Origin of the sequence: Prevotella dentalis DSM 3688, assembly GCF_000242335.1 — a bacterium.
GTDB classification, from domain to species: domain Bacteria; phylum Bacteroidota; class Bacteroidia; order Bacteroidales; family Bacteroidaceae; genus Prevotella; species Prevotella seregens.
The window spans coordinates 108,139-130,000 of sequence record NC_019960.1 but is presented as its reverse complement, the minus strand read 5'-3'; the positions used below and the strand labels follow the sequence as shown (position 1 = coordinate 130,000).

General features: G+C 58.2%; 13 protein-coding genes. 2 read left to right on the top strand and 11 right to left on the bottom strand.

Features of this window, described 5'->3' with window-relative positions; all coding sequences use genetic code 11:
* Positions 1-9: 9 nt before the first annotated feature.
* Positions 10-2,229 (bottom strand): M6 family metalloprotease domain-containing protein, encoded by a 2,220-nt coding sequence (locus PREDE_RS00415; RefSeq protein WP_005845707.1) that lies wholly within the window; start codon positions 2,227-2,229, stop codon positions 10-12.
* Positions 2,230-2,387: 158 nt separating this feature from the next.
* Here PREDE_RS00415 and PREDE_RS00410 point away from each other — a divergent pair, with 158 nt between their 5' ends.
* On the top strand, positions 2,388-3,938 hold the full coding sequence (locus PREDE_RS00410; RefSeq protein ID WP_015298324.1) for an ATP-binding protein: 1,551 nt from the start codon (positions 2,388-2,390) through the stop codon (positions 3,936-3,938).
* A 144-nt stretch (positions 3,939-4,082) separates the two neighbouring features.
* Entirely contained in the window at positions 4,083-5,636 is a 1,554-nt protein-coding gene (locus PREDE_RS00405; protein ID WP_015298323.1) for an ATP-binding protein, read from the top strand.
* Positions 5,637-6,003: 367 nt separating this feature from the next.
* On the opposite strand, the gene PREDE_RS00400 is transcribed toward PREDE_RS00405, so the two are convergent.
* The 10 genes from PREDE_RS00400 to infB all read right to left on the bottom strand — a co-directional run bounded on the left by PREDE_RS00400 (position 6,004) and on the right by infB (position 21,789).
* A complete protein-coding gene (locus PREDE_RS00400) occupies positions 6,004-6,822 on the bottom strand; it encodes a hypothetical protein (RefSeq protein ID WP_005845703.1) in 819 nt (272 codons plus the stop codon).
* Between the two features lie 21 nt (positions 6,823-6,843).
* The gene (locus PREDE_RS00395; RefSeq protein WP_005845702.1) at positions 6,844-8,346 is read right to left on the bottom strand and encodes a RagB/SusD family nutrient uptake outer membrane protein; all 1,503 of its coding nucleotides are present in this window, start codon (positions 8,344-8,346) and stop codon (positions 6,844-6,846) included.
* Between the two features lie 21 nt (positions 8,347-8,367).
* Positions 8,368-11,514: a SusC/RagA family TonB-linked outer membrane protein gene (locus PREDE_RS00390; RefSeq protein ID WP_015298322.1), complete on the bottom strand. Its 3,147-nt coding sequence runs from the start codon at positions 11,512-11,514 to the stop codon at positions 8,368-8,370.
* 159 nt (positions 11,515-11,673) lie between these two features.
* Positions 11,674-12,615, bottom strand: a complete 942-nt coding sequence (locus tag PREDE_RS00385; protein ID WP_005845699.1) for a helix-turn-helix transcriptional regulator — start codon at positions 12,613-12,615, stop codon at positions 11,674-11,676.
* A complete protein-coding gene (locus tag PREDE_RS00380) occupies positions 12,608-13,297 on the bottom strand; it encodes a ribonuclease HII (RefSeq protein WP_005845697.1) in 690 nt (229 codons plus the stop codon). Before PREDE_RS00380 ends, PREDE_RS00385 begins: the two co-directional genes overlap by 8 nt.
* A gap of 2 nt (positions 13,298-13,299) precedes the next feature.
* Positions 13,300-14,508, bottom strand: a complete 1,209-nt coding sequence (locus PREDE_RS00375; protein ID WP_005845695.1) for a cysteine desulfurase — start codon at positions 14,506-14,508, stop codon at positions 13,300-13,302.
* Positions 14,509-14,860: 352 nt separating this feature from the next.
* Complete coding sequence (gene sufD, locus PREDE_RS00370) at positions 14,861-16,204, bottom strand: Fe-S cluster assembly protein SufD (protein ID WP_005845693.1); 1,344 nt, start codon at positions 16,202-16,204, stop codon at positions 14,861-14,863.
* A 135-nt stretch (positions 16,205-16,339) separates the two neighbouring features.
* Positions 16,340-17,104 carry a Fe-S cluster assembly ATPase SufC gene (gene sufC, locus PREDE_RS00365; RefSeq protein WP_044126933.1) on the bottom strand — a complete coding sequence of 255 codons (765 nt, stop codon included), beginning with the start codon at positions 17,102-17,104 and terminating at the stop codon, positions 16,340-16,342.
* 51 nt (positions 17,105-17,155) lie between these two features.
* Positions 17,156-18,613: a Fe-S cluster assembly protein SufB gene (gene sufB / locus PREDE_RS00360; RefSeq protein WP_005845689.1), complete on the bottom strand. Its 1,458-nt coding sequence runs from the start codon at positions 18,611-18,613 to the stop codon at positions 17,156-17,158.
* A 341-nt stretch (positions 18,614-18,954) separates the two neighbouring features.
* Positions 18,955-21,789: a translation initiation factor IF-2 gene (gene infB, locus PREDE_RS00355; protein ID WP_005845687.1), complete on the bottom strand. Its 2,835-nt coding sequence runs from the start codon at positions 21,787-21,789 to the stop codon at positions 18,955-18,957.
* Between the last annotated feature and the right edge of the window lie 73 nt (positions 21,790-21,862).

Sequence of the window (21,862 nt, the reverse complement as noted above, 5' to 3'; positions counted from 1 at the left end):
ACGGGCATGCTATCTCACCACCTTCCGGCCGTCCTGTATATAGACTCCGTGGGGCAGACGCTGCAAATCGACGCCCACATACTGGCCGCCGAGTGTATAGATGCGGCCGTTGCGCAAGCCGTCCTGCGGCCTACGCTCCACGGCACGGATGCCCGTGGCCAGCGGCCGCTCCACCAACACGTCGTCCAGGAAGAAGCGATTGCTGGGCGAGAACGTGAGCGAGGCGCTGCCCTTGCCGGCCAGCCTGAACTTGTAGACCTCCCACTGCCCCTTGGCCATGGTCAGCACGGTGTCCGTGGCGTTGCTGCCCACGAAGCGGGCATTGCCGCCATTGAGCGTGAGCAACAGCTGCATGCCGTCGCGGCGGGCGTCCCACCCGGCCGCACGGAAGCTCAGGGCCACCGTGTCGCCGGGCAGGGTGAACGCGGGCGAGGTGACCATGCCGCTGCCCACCGAGGCCGAAGTGCCGAAGCGGGCACACTGCTTGCCGCCATAGGCGTGGACATAGTCGGTCCAACCGGGCAGGTCAGGCGTGAACACGGCCGAGGCCACCTGGCCGTTGAACTGGTTGTCGTTGCCGCCATTGCCGGCACACTGGTCGAACGTTTCGTGCAGCAGCACCTCGGTGGACGGGTCAACGACCGTGCCTCCACCCGATGCCCCGTTGGCGCGGAAGCGGAACGTCATGAGGCCCCCACCCTGCTGCTGGATGCCGAGCAGCGCGCCGTCCATCAGCTTTTTGCCGGAGGCATTGCTGTGATAGAGCCGGGCGGCGGGCACCGAAGTGGCCGTGAGCGAATCTTTCTGGCCGTAGGGATAGAGGTCGGTTTGCTGACTGGTGTAGGTTGTACTGTTGTCGGCATGGAAGATGGTGAGCCGCTGGTGGTTGTTCTTGGTGTAGGAACTGCTGCCGGTGGTGTTCACCTCATTGTAAAACCATATCTTCTCATCATAGTCTACATGGGTCACCAGCAGTCCGCGGCCGGGCAACGCTGTGTCCCAGCCCGTGCGCTGGCGGTTCTCCACCAGGTAGTATTCGTCATCGTGGCCGTCGTTGCGGATGATGTAGCTGGCACCATGCTCGCTCATCGGCTTCATGTCGGCCACGAGGGTGTCGGCTTTCAGCTCCACGGGCTGCAGCCATCCGGCCACCATCTTCTCGTAGGCCGTGTAGCCGGCCGGTCGGTAGCTGTCACCGTTGTAGCTGCCGCTGCACATCAGGTCCCAGTCGCCCATGCCGAAGTTGCTGCCTTGGCTGGAGGTGTCGTAGAAGTCGGGAAGCCCCAGACAGTGGGTAAACTCGTGGCACATGGTGCCCACGCCCGCCGTCTTGCCGGCGTAGTCGAGTTCGTTGGAACAGGCATAGGTGTCCACCTTCACGCCGTCGAGTTCGAGCGGCTTGCCCATATGCTGGACAAGTCCACGGCTGTCATAGACGGTCGTGGCCGAGCTGATGGTCCACTCGTGGGGCCACACCACGTCGTCGTCGCCTTGGGTTCCGACAGAACCCGTGCCGTAGTCGGCCTCGCCATGGCCGGCATAGAGCACGTAGACCTGGTCCACATAGCCGTCGCCATCCCAGTCGTACCGGCCGAAGTCCACCGAGTCGGCGGCCGCCTCACAGGCCTCTTTCACCATCTCCACGGCATGGGGCTCGTTGCCCTCGCCGTCGTTCTTGCCATAATAGGCATAGCCGTTGGGCAGCTTCACGGGGCCAACCACATCGAAGTCGAGCACAAACCGACCATTGCTCTGGGCAAGAAAATAGTCTTTCACCGAGCCTTTGAAGTTGCCCTCACGGAATCCCAGCTCGTTGGCCACCCGCGTAAAGAAGGCCTTGTCGTTGGCCGTCTGGAAACTTTTGTCCGCAAACTCCACCAAAATCACCAGTCCACGCCGGTTGCCCTCGTAGAGTCCTTGGTTCGTCTTGACCCGGCGCAAGGCAGCCCGGCGGCGTGTCTGCACCCCCTCGCGGCGCACCTGCGCCCGGCGGCGCATGGCACCCATGGCCTCTGTGTCTATTTCGCGGAAACGGCCGTCGCCGTCGGGCAGGAACCGCCGGCCGTCGGCCGACTGCCAGTAATGCAGGTGTTCGTCGCCGCGTAGCTCCACGCGCACGGTGTTTCCGTCGCTGAGCGTGGCCGTGCGCCACACACCCCGGCGGGCGGGCACGGCATTCAGGGCCAAGGTCGCAAGACTCAAGACCAGTGTCATGAGTATCTTTTTCATCTGTATTTCTGAATAAACATTCGTTCGATTCGTTCTCCTTGCAAAATTACCACTTTCCAACGAAAGCACAAAGAACGCGTGCAGGAAAATAAAAAACGGGCTTTTCTTTTGCCAATACACCGCTTTTCGCTATCTTTGCCCCATAAGCACAACGAAGCATGGATACACAAAAATACCCCATCGGCATACAGAATTTTGAAAGTCTCATCGCTGACGGCTACACCTACGTGGACAAGACCGAAATGGTTTACCGGCTGGCCAGCATGGGCCGCTACTATTTTCTGAGCCGTCCGCGCCGCTTCGGCAAGAGTCTGCTCATCTCCACCCTCGAGGCTTACTTCGCCGGACGCAGGGACTTGTTCCAAGGACTGGCCATCGAGCAGCTGGAAAAGGAGTGGACGCAATACCCTGTGCTCCACCTCGACCTCAACTCGCGGAACTACGATTCCGCCCATGCACTGCGCGAAGAGCTGGCCAAACACCTGGAGCTTTGGGAGAAAATCTATGGCGATCAGCACCAGTCCAAAGCCTTGGAAGAGCGGTTTTACCACATCATACGGATGGCTTTCGAGCAGACCGGCCAGCGCGTGGTGGTGCTCGTGGACGAATACGACAAGCCCTTGCTGCAGGCCATCGGCAACGAAAACCTGCAGGCCGAGTTCCGTGCAACGCTCAAGGCCTTCTACTCCGTGCTCAAGACGCAGGACCGATACATCAGGCTCGGATTCCTCACGGGCGTTACAAAGTTCGGAAAGGTCAGCGTCTTCTCCGACCTGAACAACCTCTTCGACCTCTCCATGGACGAACGCTACCAAGCCCTCTGCGGCATCACCGAGGAGGAGATTCACCGCTACTTCGAGCCCACGCTCCACCAGCTGGCCGGGAAAAACCGCATCACCTATGAAGAGGCGTGCGACAGGCTCAAGCGGCGCTACGACGGGTACCACTTCGTCGAGGGGGGCGTCGGCATCTACAACCCCTTCAGTCTGCTCTGCACGCTGGACACGCTCAAGTTCGGAAGCTACTGGTTCGAGACCGGAACACCAAGCTATCTCGTCGAGTTGCTCAAGCAGGACGGATACCCGCTGCCCAACCTCACCGAGGAACAGGTGTCAGCCGACTTCCTCAACAGCATCGACTCCGTGTCGCAAAACCCCATCCCCGTCATCTACCAGAGCGGTTACCTCACCATCAGGAGCTACGACGAGGAGTTCCAGCTCTACCGTCTCGGCTTCCCCAACCAGGAAGTCGAGGAGGGGTTCATGCGCTACCTGCTGCCGTTCTACACGCACGTGACAGCCGGGGAGTCGGTGTTCAGCATCGCCAAGTTCGTGCAGGACGTGAGGCAGGGACGGCCCGAACAGTTCATGCAGCGCATGGAAACCATGTTCGCCGACACCGACTACAAGATTGTGGGCGACTCGGAGCTCTACTTCCAGAACGTTTTCTATCTCGTCATGAAGATGATGGGCTTCTACACCAAGGTGGAAAGGCCCACCAGCGGAGGCCGCATGGACATGGTGATCGAGACCCCGGACTACGTCTACATCCTGGAGTTCAAGCTCGACGGGACGCCACAACAGGCCCTCCAACAGATAGAAACCAGGGGATATGCCCGACCGTTTGCCATGGACAAGAGGCGCGTCTTCCGCATCGGAGTGAACTTCTCCAAGCAGAAACGCTGCATCGACGGCTGGGAAATCCAATAGGCGGCCGAGCCGAGAAGCGGTTCGGCCCGCAGAAATCAAGCTTAGGCACACACGGCAAATCACGGCACCGAGAGCGAAAAACAGCGTTCACCGCCTGGCCAAGCGCCTCCTTTCGCCATCTTTGCCCCATCAATACCAAAGAACATGGATACAAAGAAATACCCCATCGGTATACAGAACTTCGAGAGTCTCATCGCAGACGGCTACACCTACGTGGACAAGACCGAAATGGTTTACCGGCTGGCCAGCATGGGCCGCTACTATTTTCTGAGCCGTCCGCGCCGCTTCGGCAAGAGTCTGCTCATCTCCACCCTCGAGGCTTACTTCGCCGGACGCAAGGACTTGTTCCAAGGACTGGCCATCGAGAAGCTGGAACAGGAGTGGACACAATACCCTGTGCTCCATCTCGACCTCAACAACCAAAAGTACGACTCGCCCGAAAGCCTCGTGCAGATACTCGACGTGAACGTCGCGGCATGGGAAGACCGGTATGGCCGCAACGAACGGGAGAGCACCCTGTCGCTCCGCTTTGCAGGAGTCATACAGCGGGCCTACGAGCAGACCGGCCAGCGCGTGGTGGTGCTCGTGGACGAATACGACAAGCCCTTGCTGCAGGCCATCGGCAACGAAAACCTGCAGGCCGAGTTCCGTGCAACGCTCAAAGCCTTCTACTCCGTGCTCAAGACGCAGGACCGATACATCAGGCTCGGATTCCTCACGGGCGTTACAAAGTTCGGAAAGGTCAGCGTATTCTCAGACCTGAACAACCTATTCGACCTCTCCATGGACGAACGCTACCAGGCCCTCTGCGGCATCACCGAAGAGGAGATTCACCGCTACTTCGAGCCCACGCTCCACCAGCTGGCCGGGAAAAACCGCATCAGCTACGAAGAGGCGTGCGACAGGCTCAAGCGGCGTTACGACGGATACCACTTCGTCGAGGGGGGCGTCGGCATCTACAACCCTTTCAGTCTGCTCTGCACGCTGGACACGCTCAAGTTCGGAAGCTACTGGTTCGAGACCGGAACACCAAGCTATCTCGTCGAGTTGCTCAAGCAGGACGGATACCCGCTGCCCAACCTCACCGAGGAACAGGTGTCAGCCGACTTCCTCAACAGCATCGACTCCGTGTCGCAAAACCCCATCCCCGTCATCTACCAGAGCGGTTACCTCACCATCAGGAGCTACGACGAGGAGTTCCAGCTCTACCGTCTCGGCTTCCCCAACCAGGAAGTCGAGGAGGGGTTCATGCGCTACCTGCTGCCGTTCTACACGCACGTGACAGCCGGGGAGTCGGTGTTCAGCATCGCCAAGTTCGTGCAGGACGTGAGGCAGGGACGGCCCGAACAGTTCATGCAGCGCATGGAAACCATGTTCGCCGACACCGACTACAAGATTGTGGGCGACTCGGAGCTCTACTTCCAGAACGTTTTCTACCTCGTCATGAAGATGATGGGCTTCTACACCAAGGTGGAAAGGCCCACCAGCGGAGGCCGCATGGACATGGTGATCGAGACCCCGGACTACGTCTACATCCTGGAGTTCAAGCTCGACGGAACGCCACAACAGGCCCTCCAACAGATAGAAACCAGGGGATATGCCCGACCGTTTGCCATGGACAAAAGGCGCGTCTTCCGCATCGGAGTGAACTTCTCCAAGCAGAAACGCTGCATCGACGGCTGGGAAATTGCAGGGTAAGGCCACGTCTTGGCGGCGGAACGGCCCAACCTCTGCGCCGTAACCGACCCACCATTACGCCGTAAAGGCCGCGCCAAAACGCCGTAAAGACCATGCATTTACGGCTCTTTCAAAACAAGGCGAGGGGTTCCCCGCAAAGACAACAACACATCATGCAGAAAGCTGCACGGATAATTCTGAACAAAAACTCCGTGCAGCTTTCTGCATGTCTGGCCGTTGTGCATTTCGGAGAGACGGCAGGACATAGCCACATGGACCATGGGAAAGCGCATGAAAGCTAACCGATCCAAACGAAAGAAGCCCGGAACAGGCTGGAGACGGACTCCTGCGCTGTTCCGGGCTTCCGGATGGGAGAATGAGGTCGACCTTAGTCGTTATGCGTCATGGACACATAATAGACTCCGAATGAGCCGGCAGCAGCCTCGGCCGACCAAAGGCTCGACTTCAGCAAGCCGCCCTTGGAGGTGAACGTGAACGTCACTTGGTCGATATAACCGCTGGCATCTTCGTTCTGGGCCTTCATCTGCACGTCGCCATACTTCTGGTGAACCATAAGTACTTGGTTGGTAGGTATGGTGACGGTGCCAGCCTTGGCGTCGTAAGTGCCGGTCACGGTCTTGCCGCCACCAAACAGATTGGTCAGGGTCACGGCCGTGGTACTGCCCTCGGCAAAGGCCACCGTCACCTCGTAAGGATCGCCATCGACAGCGAAGTTGCCGTCGTCGCCCATGCCATACTGGGTGCAGGTGTAGGTGCCGTTGAGGTCATAAGAGGGAGAGGCGGGCGTGGTGACCGTCTGCGTCTCGCTGACAACCATGCTGCCGTCGCCCAACACGGCATAGCTGCGGGCATAGTAAGTGGTGAGTTCGGTACAGTTGGACAGGGCGGCGGTAAAGGCTGTGGCCAGCTTGTCATTGGCCACGGAGGTGACCGTTCCGCTGAAATCCTGAGTGGTAGAGAACTGTACACCCACCTCCGAAACCTGCAGGGTGTCGCTCACCGTAGCCTCGGCCGACAGCTTGGAAAAGCTCACAGCCTTCAGCGAAGAGAGGCTTACCGTGGGCTTGGTAGCCACAACATATTTGGCGTCGATGGCGCTCTTGTCGTCCATTTCGTCGTTGCAGCTGGCAAGGACAGCCACCGCAGCGAGGCATGGAATCATCAGTTTCAATATATTCTTCATCATGATATTCTCCTGTTTAATGGTTTATGGGTTCTGATCCTCTGACTTAATCAGCTTGTTCTCCTGCATCTCGCGGCGTGGAATCTGGTAAGTCCACTTGACATCGTGGGCAGGAACGGCAAAGATATAGCCCGTAAAATGGTTGGTTCCCTGGTAGGTACGGTCGATGCCCTTCCCGGTACGCTTCAGGTCGAAGTAGCTGAAGCCCTCGCCCCAAAGCTCAATGCGGCGCTGCAGCAACACGTCGTCCACACTCACGGAAGCCTTCTTCCAGTCGGGCTGGCGATTGGCCATGAGCACGGCAAGCACCTGGGCGGCCTTGTCGTTCTGTCCCAAGCGGGCGTAGGCCTCGGCCTCGATGAGCACCATCTCGGCGGCACGCATGTAAGGATAGTCCATGGTCCACTTACCGTCCCAGCCAAACTTCAGGTTGGCATAGGGCATCTTCGCGCCGGCATTGGCCTGGTTGTCATTGCCCTCGGGGCCGTTGAAGAGGCTCTTGCGGTAATCGGTGCTGGAAATCTGGTTGTAAAGGTTGGCGTCGATGAGGTTGGTATTGTAGCCCATGCCGCTATAACCCGGAGACAAATTGGAAATGTGCGAGAAGAACGAGGCATAGGTCGTCTGTGTCTCCGTGTTCTGATCAAAGCCCCACATCCACTCTTTGTTCGCGATGTTCATGAAACCGTCGTGCAAACCGGTATTGTCCATGATGACATAACCCTGACGGGCGGCATTGGCGGCATCGGCAGCCTTCTGCCATTGCTGCGAGAGCAGGTAGTAACGGGCCAGCAGACCGTTGGCCACGTGCTGGTCCACATAGTTCTTGCTGGGGCGGGTGTAACCGTCCAAATTGCTCACAGCCGCCGTGAGATCCTTTTCAATCCGTGCATAGACTTCCTTGAGGGTGTTGCGGCTCTTGTACTTGGCCATCTCCTCCTCGGAGTAGCCGTCGGCCGCGGTGTATATCAAGGGCACGCCCTTGGCCTCGCTGTTCACCGTGCCGGCAGTGGTCACGGGATCCTGATAGAGCTGGATGAGATAATAGTAGGCCATTCCGCGCATGGCCTGGGCCTGGCCCAGCAGGGCCTTCTCGCCGGCAGTGAGCTCCCTGCCCGCAGGATAGAGCGAGATGATTTCGTTGGCCTTGGCAACGACTGTGTAGAAAGTGTTCCAGTCCACGGCCGTGCGACGATAGTTGTACATACGGTTGTCGAAGCCATAGTCGAAGCGGAACCAGTGGAGGGCGCCGGCTGCAATGTCCACGCCCATCATGTCGGTGGCATGAAGCACGGACATATAGCTGAAGTCGTCGTGCGCTGCTTTCTCGCCGGCTTTCTGCGTATCAAAGGTGATGAGCCATGACCAGATGCCGTTCAAGAAGACGTTGGGATTGTGTCCGGCGGCCTTACCGGCAGCATCCGGGTCGAGATGTTCCCTGTCCTGCGTATTGAGGTAGTCGCTGCCGCAGGAGTTGAGTCCTGCCACGAGGAGCAGACCCACTGCTAAATATTTGAATATTTTCATTTGATGCAATGTTATGAATGGTTAGAACGTCAGGTTAAGTCCAAACGAGTAGGTGCTGATGGGCGAATAATGATAGCCATTGTCGCCGGAGAAGCTCTGCCGCGGATCAAAGCCCTTACGCTTGGAGATGAAGCCCATGTTGTCTCCGGCAAAATAGACGCGCAGCTGGCTGATGCCCCAACGGCCGGTAATGTCTTTCGGAATGGTATAGCCCAGTGTCACGTTGCGCAGGCTCAGGTAAGAGCCTTTGATAAGGAAGAAGTCGGATATACCGTCGATGCGGGCATTCTGTACACCATAGTTCAGGGCCGGGATATTAGTATCGGTATGGGTAGGTGTCCAGCGGTTGAACATGTCCTTGTGGAAGTTGGTACCATCTATACCCGTGTTCATGAGCATGGAATAGAAGTTGTCGCGCACCCACCCGCCGAGCTGGAAGGCCGTCTGCACGGAGAGGTCGAAGCCATAGGCCTGTACCGTGGTGCCCAAACCGCCGGTGAGGTCGGGGATGGCACTCTTGTTCAGGTTCACAACAGTGGCTTCAGACGAGTTGTTGACGACGCTCACCGTCTTCCCTCCCTTGCCGTCTGGTGTGTACTTGTTGTACTGGGGTTTGCCTGTCTTGGGGTCTACACCCAGGTATTCATAGCCCGACCAGTTGTAGATGCTGCTGCCTTTCTTCCACCAATAGTAGCCGCGCTCGAAACCATCTTTGAATTCTTCTCCTGCCTTGGAATCGGGAAGCTTGGTGAGTTTGTTCTTGTAGTGCGTGAAGTTCAGGTTTACATTCCACACCACGGTGCTGTTCTTGATGATGTCTGCATTGGCATCCACCTCGAAGCCCACGTTGCGCATGTTCACCTCGTTGCGCCATACGAAAGACGGCGTTCCCTCGGAAGCGGCGAGCGGACTCCTGAAAAGCATGTCGTTGTTGTTCTTGACAAAGAAGTCGAAGTTTACGTTCACGCGGCTGTAAAGGCCCAGCTCGAAGCCCGCATTGAACATAGCCTGCTTCTCCCACGTGAGCGACTTGTTGCCGCGCAGCGTCTTGGAGAATGCGGGATAGCCGTTCACGCGGTCCACCGAGTACTGATCGTGGTAAGCATGGGTAATGTCATTCTCGTTCTCGTCGAGGATTTTGTCGTTACCCTGCGTGCCATAGCTGGCCTTAAGTTTCAGGTTGCTCACCTGTTTCTTCAGGCCGGCAAACCAAGGCTCCTCGCTGATGCGCCATGCACCACCCAAGGCCCAGAACGTGCCCCAGCGCACATCCTTGCCGAAGCGCGAGCTGCCATCGCGGCGAATGCTGGCCGTCAAGTAGTAGCGGTCCACATAGCTGTACTCCCCTTTGAGCAGGTAACCTTCGAGAGCATACTCGTTCATGTAGCTGTTGAGCTCCTGATACTGGGCCGCGTTGGCAAACTCGGGATTGGTAAAGTCGGCAAACTGCGTCATGTGACCGTAGAAATAGTTGTACTTATCCTTCTTGTTCTCATGCACGCCCATCAAGTGAACTTCGTGCTTGTCGAACAAATGGCGCCAGTCCAGAATCTGGTTGGCATTGAAAGCACCCCTGCGAGTGGCATACCTATAACCGCGGCCGCCCACGCCCTTGGCGTCGCCGCCGATAGGTGTGGCAAAGTTTACCTGGTTCTCGTTGAACACATCGTAGGCTACATTCAGCGTGAACGTAAAGTCGTTGAGGAACTTTGCCTCGAAGTATCCGCGCGAAGACAGGTTGTCACGCACGTTTTTGTTGATGTTGGCTTCGGCCACGGCCAGCGGGTTGGCCTCCGAAGCGTAGGGGCGCACGTATTCCGTACCGAAGTCGTAGCGGCGGTTGCCGTCCTCATCGTACATCAATCCGCCATCCTTGTCATAGAGATAGATGGGGTAGATAGGGGCGATGCCCTGCGAGAACTGGAAGATATTGGAGTAGTTGGAACCCTCCTGGTCGGCAAACTGGCGCATGTTGGTCTTGGCATAGGCCAGGTTTCCACCCACCTTGATATGGTCATTGATTTGCTGGTCCACCTTGACACGGGTGCTGGCACGCTCGAAACCCGAGCCGGGCATGTAGCCCTCGTCGTTCAGATAGCCGGCCGAGAGATAGGCTTGGGTCTTTTCCGTGCCGCCAGTCACGTTCACATTGTACTCCTGTCGCACGCCGTTCCTGAACGGATCTTTCGTCCAGTCGTCCGTCCACTTGCGCTGCGTGGCGTTGGGATTGAGCTTGCCGGTGAGCGGATTGATGATTTGATCGTCGGCTATACCTTTATATATATTATACTTCAGGTTGTCCGAGATGAGGTGCTTGGCGGCGTAGTCGTTGGCACCAGCGTATCCCCGCTCTGAGATGAGGCTGTTACGGTAGGCCTCGAACATCATCTCGTAGTACTCGCCGGGGTCGCTGATGATGTCGTAGTTGCCCACACCACGCGCGTTGATACCGAGGCGGGCGTCGAAAGTCACCTTGGCCTTGCCGGCCTTACTGCCCTTGGTGGTGATGATAATCACACCGTTGGCACCGCGTGCACCATACATGGAGTTGGCGGCAGCGTCTTTCAGCACGGTCATGGTCTCAATATCCTGTGACGACAGCGAGTTGAGCGAGCCCTCATAAGGCACACCGTCCACCACGATGAGCGGGCTCTGGCTGCTGGAAATCGAGCCGATACCACGCACAAGAATCTTGGCAGACGAACCCGGCGTACCCGATTCGGAGGCAATCGTCACGCCGGCCACGGTACCCTCGAGGGCTTTCGACACGTTCGACACCTGGAGCTTCTCCAGATTATCGGACTTGAACGTCGAGGCCGCACCCGTGAACGACGACTTTTTCTGCGTTCCGTAGGCCACGACCATCACCTCGTCGAGCTGATGGTTGTCGGGCAACAGCGAAATTCTTATGTTGCGACCAGCCTTCACTGTCTTCTGCTGCATACCAATGTATGAGATTTCCAGACGCGAATCGCTGGGTGCAGAGATGGAGAACTTGCCGTCCACATCGGTCACCGTGCCGGTCTTCGTGCCGGCCACCCTCACTGCGGCCCCGACTACAGGGTCTCCGTTCTCGTCGACAACGGTACCAGACACCTGTGACTGTGCCAAGGCCATTCCTATCGAAAGGAATAGTCCGGCCAAAATCATTGTAAGTCTCTTAACCATAAATTCTCTCTTTTTTAAATGATTATGAATTATTAATAATGTGGGTACAAAATTAATTAATCTTAATGAAACGTGCAAATATTCATGAGGGAATCTTACAATTTGGCTGAAAAAAGTAACAATATATAGCAAATTGTCTCTCAAAAAGGCGATTTCTGCCTACAAATTGGCCGTCATTCGGGCAATACGCTTGTGCAAATAGTCGCGCAGCCCGTCGCCGGCAACCACTTCTATCTCGTCGAACAGGCCGAGAACAAACCGCGATATGCCCACGTAGCTGGCCACATCGGTGTCGAGCCGCCAATGGTGCGCGTCCTCCTGCACGGTTTGCGAGGCCGCCTGCGGGTACTCCTCAAGCAGCAGCCGGTAGGCCAGCAAACTGAGTCTCAGACTCACGGCATGGCGCTCTTCGCCGCTGAACATAAAGAGATCGGTAAACACTTCGCGGTGGAACGCCTCGTTGAACCACGGCGTGTCCACCACCTCCACCTGCCCGATGCGGGCTATCTTGAACGTTTTGTTCTGATGACTCTTGATTTCATAGGCCCGCACGTCGGCCTTGTCGCCTTGAAAAAGGAAAGGCTCGACCACCCGATCGGCGATGCTCCGGCTGTGGGGCGAGGCATAGCCGTGCAGGATGACGACCCTGCGCATGGCCATGGCCCGCTCCAGCTGTTCGGTATTGACAAACTGTTGGTGGTGCAGCCGCGCCCCCTCGTCGGTGGGCAGATCGTAGAACCGTTCGAGCTTGCTGCGTGCGCCGTCGGCCAGTGCATGAGGATCGGCCGAGGCGATGAGCAGCCGGTGCAGATAGGCTGCCTCGTCATGGGTGAAATCCACGCAGCCCGCGAGGTCGTTCCAAAAGGGCGACCGAGGGTCGAGGGCATAGCTCCGGCCGCGGTGCAACAGGTTGATGCCCGCCTGTCTGAGGGCTTCCAACGCATAATAGAAGTTGCGCGTGGAGGTGCCCATGGCGGTTGCCAGTTCCCTCACGGAATGTCCGTGCCCGTCGGCCAGCAGCCGAATCAAGGCCAGCCAGCCGCCGATGTGCGAGCGTACCGGCGCGGGCACGAGCTGCGGCTTCGTCCTCAACTCACCCATCCGTGCCCTCCGTTCCAAAGTCAATCTCCGGTTCGTCCAAGGGCAACAGGCGGAAGCTGCGGCGATGGAATGGGCTGATTCCGTACCTCGCAATGGCCTCACGATGCCGGGCGGTAGGGTAGCCCTTGTTCTGCTGCCAGTCGTACACGGGATATTGCCCGGCCAATATATCCATGTAGTCGTCGCGATACGTCTTGGCCAGGATGCTGGCGGCGGCGATGGCTTGGAAGCGACCGTCGCCTTTTACCATGCAGGTGTGGGGCAACACCCCCGGATCGTCGGGGCGCACGGGGATTCGCCGGCGACGGCCGCCGGCGGGCTGCCCCTCGGAAGGCTTGTAGGGGTCGAAGCGATTGCCGTCGATAATCAGGGCCTCGGGGCGTACATCGAGCTGGTCTATGGCCCGGTGCATGGCCAGAAAGCTGGCATGCAGGATATTGATTTCATCGATTTCATCGGGAGTCACCACGCCAATGGCCCAGCTCAAAGCCTCGCGCTCGATCTGCTCGCGCAGGGCCATGCGCCTGTGCGGTGAGAGCTTTTTGGAGTCGTTGAGCTCCGGATTGTCGTAGTCGGAGGGCAGGATGACGGCCGCAGCATACACGCTTCCGGCCAGACATCCGCGCCCGGCCTCGTCGCAGCCAGCCTCGATGAAATGGGGATAAAAGTGTGGAGCAAGCATGGTCAGAACATCTTGCTCACCCGTTCGATGCCGGCGACAAGCGCGTCAACCTCGTCACGGGTGTTGTAGAGGGCGAAAGAGGCGCGAACCGTACCGGACACTCCCAAACGGTCCATGAGCGGCTGGGCACAGTGATGGCCGGTGCGCACGGCGATGCCGAGGCGGTCGAGCAGCGTACCCATGTCCATGTGATGGATGTTGCCCACGTTGAAACTTATCACAGCCTCTCTCGACCGAGGGCCATAGATATGGATATTCTCGATGGAATGGAGCCTTTCGAGGGCGTAACGGGTCAGTTCACGCTCGTAGGCGGCTATGTTGTCGAGACCCAGTTCAGACACATAGTCGAGTGCCACGGCCAGTCCGTGGGTGGCCACATAGTCGGGCGTACCGGCCTCAAACTTCAGCGGCGGCCGCTCGAAAGTGGTCTCTTCAAAGCTCACGCGCCCAATCATCTCCCCGCCGCCCTGATAAGGCGGCAGTTTGTCGAGCCATGCTTCCTTGCCATAGAGCACGCCGATGCCCGTGGGGCCATAGACCTTATGGCCACTGAAAACGAAGAAGTCGCAGTCGATGTCCTGCACGTCCACCGCAAAATGGGGGGCACTCTGCGCTCCGTCGACCACTACGGGCACACCGTGGGCATGGGCGATGCGCACCATCTCTTTCACCGGATTCACCGTGCCGAGCACGTTGCTCACATGGGCTATGCTCACTATTTTGGTCTTCGGCGTGAAGAAACGCTCGTAGGCTTCGAGGTCGAGCACGCCATCGTCGGTCATGGGAATCACCTTGAGCACGGTGCCCTTGCGGCGCCCCAACAGCTGCCAGGGCACAATATTGGAGTGGTGTTCCATGGTGGAGACTATCACTTCGTCGCCCTCTTCCATGAAAGCCTCGCCGTAACTGCTGGCCACAAGGTTGAGGCCTTCGGTGGTGCCGCGGGTAAAGACTATCTCGGTGGTGCCGGCCGCATGGAGAAAACGGCGCACCGTCTCGCGCGCCTGCTCATGCAATTCGGTGGCCTGCTGACTCATCCAATGCACGCCACGGTGCACGTTGGCATTGACATTGAGGTATTCCTCGCGCATGGCATCGAGCACGCACAGCGGTTTCTGCGTGGTGGCCGCATTGTCGAGATAGACCAACGGCCGGTCGTAGATGGTGCGGGAGAGGATGGGAAAGGAAAGCCTTGGCAATTCAAAATTCATAATTCAAAATTCAAAATTAGACGAGCGACAAAGCAATACAGAGACCGTTGGCAATTCAAAATTCATCATTCAAAATTAGACGAGCGACAAAGCAATACAGAGACCGTTGGCAATTCAAAATTCATCATTCAAAATTCAAAATTAGACGGACGGCAAAGTAATATAGAGACCGTTGGCTATTCAAAAGTCATCATTCAAAATTAGACGAGCGAAAGGGGAAAAACGGAGCGATTCTAAAGTCATCATTCAAAATTCAAAATGGGATGGTGCGACGTACAAACTGCCGAACGAAAGGATATGGCTTGTTAACGTCGCGCGAGCCCATTTTGAATTTTGCATTCTGAATTTTGAATTACAAACACATTCTGCACCCCTCACACTTGTTGAGCTCGCCACGGAAGCGTTTTTCCACGAGGTGATGGAGACGTTCGCGCAGGGGCTCGAGCTTGATTTGGTCGATGACTTCGCCCACAAAAGCAAATTCGAGCAGCAGTTTGGCCTCGTGCTGGTCGATGCCGCGCTGCTGCATATAGAAGAGGGCGGCATCGTTAAGCTGGCCCACAGTGGAGCCATGGGCACACTTTACGTCGTCTGCATAGATCTCGAGCATGGGCTGCGTGTACATGTGCGCCGTGCGCGTCATGCAGAGATTCTGGTTGGTCTCCTGCGAAGTGGTCTTCTGCGCGTCCTTGCGCACCAGCACCAGTCCGGCGAAAGCACCCACAGCCTTGTCGTCAAGCACGTATTTATAGAGCTCGTGCGAGTCACAGCAGCCCACCCGATGGTCAATCAACGTGTTGTTGTCCACGCGTTGTTCCTTGTCGGCAATGACGCAGCCGTTGCACCAACACTCGGCTCCTTCGCCCTTGAACACCAGGTCGAGCTTGTTCCTTGTCACGCCATTGTGCAGAGTGATGACGTTGTGGTTGACGCGGCTGTGGGCCTGCTGCTCGATGTAGACGTTGGACACACGCACGTTCTTGGCATGCGTCTCCTCCAGGCAATAGAGGTCCAGGCCGGCGTTCTCACCCACATAAGCCTCGATGACCTGCGTACCGAGGAAGTGGCGGTCGTCGGCCGAGTCGTCGCAGAAAAGCAGCTTGGCCTCGGCCCCCTCCTCCATCACGATGAGTACGCGGCGGTTCACCATCAGGTCTACGTCGGACCGCAGGATGTTGACCACCTGTATGGCGCGCTCCACCCTGACGTTGCGCGGCACGTAGACGAGCAGTCCGTCCTGGGCCAGCATGGTGTTGAGGGCCGTCACGCCATCCTCGCCGGTGCGGGCCAGACGGGCATAATATTTCTCGATGAAACCGGGATTTTTCTCAGCCGCCTCCCTCAAGCTGCCCACAATGACGCCCTCGGGCAGCGAGGCCTTGGTCTGCTGCTTGCGGTAGAACTCGTCGTTGACGACGAAGTAGAGCGAGGTGCTCAAGTTGGGCACGCTGCAGCTGAAAGCCTTGTAGGGGTTGATGGGAATCTCGATGCGGTTCAGGTTGAGCCCGTAGTCGGGTGCAAACAGCTGCTGCATGTCGGTGTACTTGTAGCGTTCCACCTTGCGGGTGGGCAGCCCCTGCGCCTTGAAATCCTCGAAAGCCCGGTCGCGCACGGCATTGAGCACGGCGGCCGAGTGGTCGAAGAGCACCTGCCGGGCCTGACCATAAAGGTCTATGTATTGTTTCTCGCTGTTCATTCTTTCCTATTTTGGAGTTTGGGAGTGATGTAGTTAGGGAGTTAAGGAGTGATGGAGTTAGGGAGACAGAGAGGCCAAGAAGCATTTGTCCTCACTCCTTAACTCCCTGCCCCCATCAGTCTCCCCACTTCAGACTCACTTCCCGAACCTGGCGTCGGCCTCCTCTTTAATCCAGTCGTACCCTCGTTTTTCTATCTCTTTGGCCAGCTCGGAGCCGTCGGTGCGCACGATGCGACCGTTGTAGAGCACGTGAACCACCGAGGGCTTAATCATGTCGAGCAGCCGATCGTAGTGGGTAATGACGATAATCGACTTCTCCGGGGTGAAGAGTTTGTTTACCCCGTCGGCCACGATGCGCATGGCATCTACGTCCAATCCAGAGTCGGTTTCGTCGAGAATGCTGAGCGTGGGGTTGAGCATGGCCATCTGGAATATCTCGTTGCGCTTCTTCTCGCCGCCCGAGAAGCCCTCGTTCACCGACCGACGCGAGAGCTTGGCGTCGAGCTCGACAATTTCGCGCTTCTCTTTCATCAGCTTCAGGAAGTCGGCCGCATTGAGCGGCTCCAGGCCGTGATACTTGCGACGGGCGTTGACGGCGGCCTTCATAAAGTTGACCATCGATACGCCGGGAATCTCCACGGGATACTGAAACGAGAGGAACAAGCCCTCGCAGGCACGCTCCTCGGGTTTCAGTTCGAGCAGGTTCTTGCCGTTGAACAGGGCCGTGCCCTCAGTGACGGTGTACAGCGGATTGCCCGTGAGCACCGCGCTCAGCGTGGACTTGCCCGAGCCGTTGGGGCCCATGATGGCGTGCACCTCGCCGTCGTTCACGGTCAGGTCGATGCCCTTGAGTATCTCTTTGCCAGCTATTGTGGCATGCAAATTTCTAACCTCTAACATCATTGCGGATACAGAAAGATGAATTTTGAATTGTGAATTTTGAATTATGAATTACCCGACCGTTCCCTCCAGCGACACCGACAACAGCTTCTGCGCCTCGACGGCAAACTCCATCGGGAGTTTGTTGAGCACGTCCTTGGCATAGCCGTTGACGATGAGGCCCACGGCATCCTCGGTGGGAATGCCGCGCTGGTTGCAGTAGAAGAGCTGGTCTTCCGAGATTTTCGAGGTCGTAGCCTCGTGTTCCACCACGGCCGTGTCGTTGTGAATGTCCATGTAGGGGAAAGTGTGGGCGCCGCATTCAGAGCCCAGCAGCAGCGAGTCGCACGAGCTGTAGTTGCGCGCGTTGTCGGTGTTGGGCGTGGCACGCACCAGTCCCCGGTAGGAGTTCTGGCTGTGGCCGGCCGAGATGCCCTTGGAAATGATGGTCGACTTGGTGTTCTTGCCCATGTGTATCATCTTGGTGCCGGTGTCGGCTTCCTGGTAATGATTGGTCACGGCCACACTGTAGAACTCGGCCTGCGAGCCGTCGCCGCGGAGCACGCAACTGGGATATTTCCACGTGATGGCCGAGCCCGTCTCCACCTGTGTCCACGAGAGTTTGGAGTTCACGCCACGGCAGTCGCCGCGCTTGGTCACCAGGTTGAGCACGCCGCCACGGCCCTGCTCGTCGCCAGGATACCAGTTCTGCACGGTGGAATACTTCACCTCAGCATTGTCCATCACCACTATCTCCACCACGGCGGCGTGCAGCTGGTTCTCGTCGCGCATGGGGGCGGTGCAGCCTTCGAGATAGGACACGTAGGCGTTGTCGTCGGCCACGATAAGCGTGCGCTCGAACTGGCCGGTGTTGCGGGCGTTGATACGGAAGTAGCTGCTCAGCTCCATGGGGCAGCGCACGCCCTTGGGGATGTAGACAAACGAGCCGTCACTGAACACGGCCGAGTTGAGGGCGGCCGTGAAGTTGTCGCGGAAAGGCACCACGCTGCCCAGATACCGGCGCACCAACTCGGGATGGTCTTTCACGGCCTCGCCGATGGACGAGAAGATAACACCCCGTTCGGCCAGCTGTTTCTTGAACGTGGTCTTCACCGACACCGAGTCCATGATGGCGTCCACAGCCGTTCCGCTCAGGGCCAGCCGCTCCTCGAGGGGGATGCCGAGCTTGTCGAAGGTCTTCTCCAGCTCGGGGTCTATCTCCTTGTTCTGGGGCTTCTTGGCCAGGGGGTCGGCATAGTAGGAGATGCCTTGAAAGTCGATTTCGGGCACGTGCACGTGTCCCCAAGTGGGCATGGAGAGCGTCTTCCAGTAGCGGTAGGCCTCCAGCCGGAACTCCAGCAGCCAGTCGGGCTCGCCCTTCTTGCGGGAGATGAGGCGCACGACATCCTCGTTCAGGCCCTTGGGAATGACGTCGGTCTCGACGTCGGTGGTGAAGCCGAACTCGTATTTGCGCTCTGCCACCTGCCTGACATATCCGTTTTTCTCTGTATCTTTTTGCTTTGTTTCCATATCTAATCATGGTCGGGCAATGACCATGCCACAATGTTTGCAGTCACATTTGTTATCTATGCGCGCATAAAACAATTTGATTCATGACGTGAACCAAACTGATTCTTTGCGCAAATCAAGTTGATTCACGGCATGAACCAAACAGATTCACCACCGCGCCAATCCGTGGGGCTGGTTGGGCCGGGCTGCGGCCGCAGGGTGGCAAGCCCGCGGGGGCGTTGCCTTTACGCCGTAAAGACGTCGCGAAAAGGCCGCAGACGCAGCGCGATTACGCCGCAATCGCAGCGCCGTTACGCCGTCGTGGCGGGGCCATGGCGGCGCGGCGGCAGTGCCGCGGGCCGTCAGAGCTTCTGCTCCACCTCGATTTCGGTGAAGGTTTCGAGGATGTCGCCGGCCTGGATGTCGTTGTAGTTGACGAGCGAAAGACCGCATTCCAGTCCGGTCACCACCTCCTTCACGTCGTCCTTGTAACGCTTCAGGGCAGCGATGGGAGCCGTGTGCACCACGATGCCGTCGCGCACCACGCGGGCCTTGTCCTTGTTGTGCACCTTGCCTTCGGTGACGAGACCGCCGGCCACGGTGCCCACCTTGGAAATCTTGTAGACCTGCTTCACCTCAACCTGACCGGTGACAATCTCTTTCTTCACCTTGTCGAGCATGCCCACCATGGCGGCCTTCACGTCGTCGAGCGCGTCGTAGATGACCGAGTAGGTGTTGATGTCCACCCCGTCGGCATCGGCCAACTTGCGTGCGGCAGCCGACGGACGCACCTGGAAGCCCACGATGATGGCGTCGGAGGCATCGGCCAGCGTGACGTCGCTCTCCGAAATCTGGCCCACGGCCTTGTAGATGACGTTGACCTGTACTTTCTCCGTGGAGAGCTTGATGAACGAATCGCTCAGCGCCTCGATGGAGCCGTCGGTATCGCCCTTGACGATGATGTTGAGTTCGTGGAACTCTCCGCGGGCAATGCGGTGGGAGATGTCGCTCAGCGTCAGGCGGGTCTGCGTGCGCAGACTCTGCTCGCGCTGCAGCTGTTCGCGCTTGTTGGCGATGTCGCGTACCTCCTGTTCGGTGTCGAGTACATGGAACTGGTCGCCGGCCGTGGGCGCGCCGTTGAGACCCAAAATGATGCAGGGCTCGGAGGGACGGGCCTCGTCCATGCGCTGGTTGCGCTCGTTGAACATGGCTTTGATGCGGCCCCAGCAGGTGCCGGCAATCACGTAGTCGCCCACGCGCAGCGTGCCGTTGCTCACGAGAACAGTGCTCACATAGCCGCGTCCCTTGTCGAGCGAGCTCTCGATGATGGTACCCGTGGCCTTGCGGTTGGGGTTGGCCTTGAGGTCGAGCATGTCGGCTTCGAGCAGCACTTTCTCCAGCAACTCGTCCACGCCGATGCCTTTTTTGGCGCTGATTTCCTGGCACTGGTACTTGCCGCCCCACTCCTCGACGAGCAGATTCATCTGCGACAGGTCCTCGCGTATCTTGTCGGGGTTGGCTCCCGGCTTGTCTATCTTGTTGATGGCAAACACCATGGGCACGCCGGCTGCCTGGGCATGGGCGATGGCCTCCTTGGTGGTGGGCATCACGGAGTCGTCGGCAGCGACGATGATGATGGCAATGTCGGTGACCTGGGCACCGCGGGCACGCATGGCCGTGAAAGCTTCGTGGCCCGGCGTGTCGAGGAACGTGATCTTGCGGCCGTTGGCCAGCGTCACGTTGTAGGCGCCGATATGCTGGGTGATGCCGCCGGCCTCGCCGGCAATGACATTGGTGCTTCGGATGTGGTCGAGCAGTGAAGTCTTGCCGTGGTCCACGTGGCCCATGACGGTCACAATCGGAGCACGCGGCAGCAGGTCGCTCTCATCGTCCTCCTCCACGCTCACGGCCTCCTGCACCTCGGCGCTCACGTATTCGGTCTTGAAGCCGAACTCGTCGGCCACGAGGTTGATGGTCTCGGCATCGAGACGCTGGTTGATGGAAGCCATCACGCCGATGCTCATCAGCGTGGAGATAACCTGGGTGACGCCGACGTTCATCATCGTGGCCAGCTCGGACACGGTAACAAACTCCGTTAGCTTCAGTATCTTGCTCTCCTTGCGCTCGGCCTTGGCCTCGGCCGAGAGCTTCTCCTGCACGGCCTCGCGCTTCTCCTTGCGGTATTTGGCGCCTTTCTTGGTCTGGCTCTGCTTGCTGGTGAGGCGTGCAAGCGTCTCTTTCACCTGGCGTGCCACGTCCTCCTCGTTCACCTCCAGCGGTTTCTGGCTGCGCTTGCGGCTCTTGCTCTTCTTGCCGGCCGCGGCATTTCCGGCGTTGTTGCCTCCGCCGTTGCGCGGGCTGGGCTGCTGGTTGACGGCGGCGTTGATGTCCACGCGCTCCTTGTTGATGCGCTGGCGTTTCCGGCGCTCGCCGCTGCTGGTGCCCTGCTTGGCCCTGTCCTCACGCTCCTTGCGCTTCTCCTCCTTGCTCTTTTTCTTGGGGCGGGTGCTCTGGTTCAGGGCGTCGAGGTCTATCTTGCCCAGCACATTCACCTTGGGAGCATTGAGAATTTTCTTCTCGCTCTTGAGCTGGAACACCTTGGGTTCCTCCTTGGTTTCGGCCTCAGCCACGGCGGGCTGTGCGGCCTCGAGCTGGGGTTCGGGCTCGGTAGTGGCGGCAGACTGTGCGGTGGAAGCGGGCTCCGCCTGGGTCTCGGCAGGGGCCGGAGCGGCGGGGGGGGCCTGCGGCTCGGCCTCGACGGCCTTGGGAGCCTCCTCGACGGGCTCTGCGGGAACCGGGCTGACGGCAGCAGCCTTCGTCTCGGGAGCCTTCTCGGGCTGGGGAGCAACAGTCTCGGGGGCTGCGGGCTTCTGTCCGAGGTGGTCGAGATCTATCTTGCCCAGAGGCTTGTATTGCTGGCGAACGTTCGACTCCAGCAGGCTTTCGGCGCGCTGGTCTTCCTTCTTAGTCTCCACGCGCTTCTTCTCCTTGGGCTTCTTGAAGAGCTTCTCCGCCTCGCTGCGCACGGCGGCGTCCTGCTTGAAAGCGTCGACGAGCGCAGCATATTGCTGGTCGTTGAGCTTGAAACTCAGGTCGGCCTTCACTTCGCCCAGCTCATTCTTCTTCTCCAGGAACTCAACTGCCGTTTGAATTCCTATGTTCAATTCACGTAATGCTTTATTTAATCTGATGCTCATATATTCTCCTTGTCAAGGTAAAAAAGTAAAAGGAAACTCGCCCTTTGCTTTTACCTCATTTACGATTAAGTTG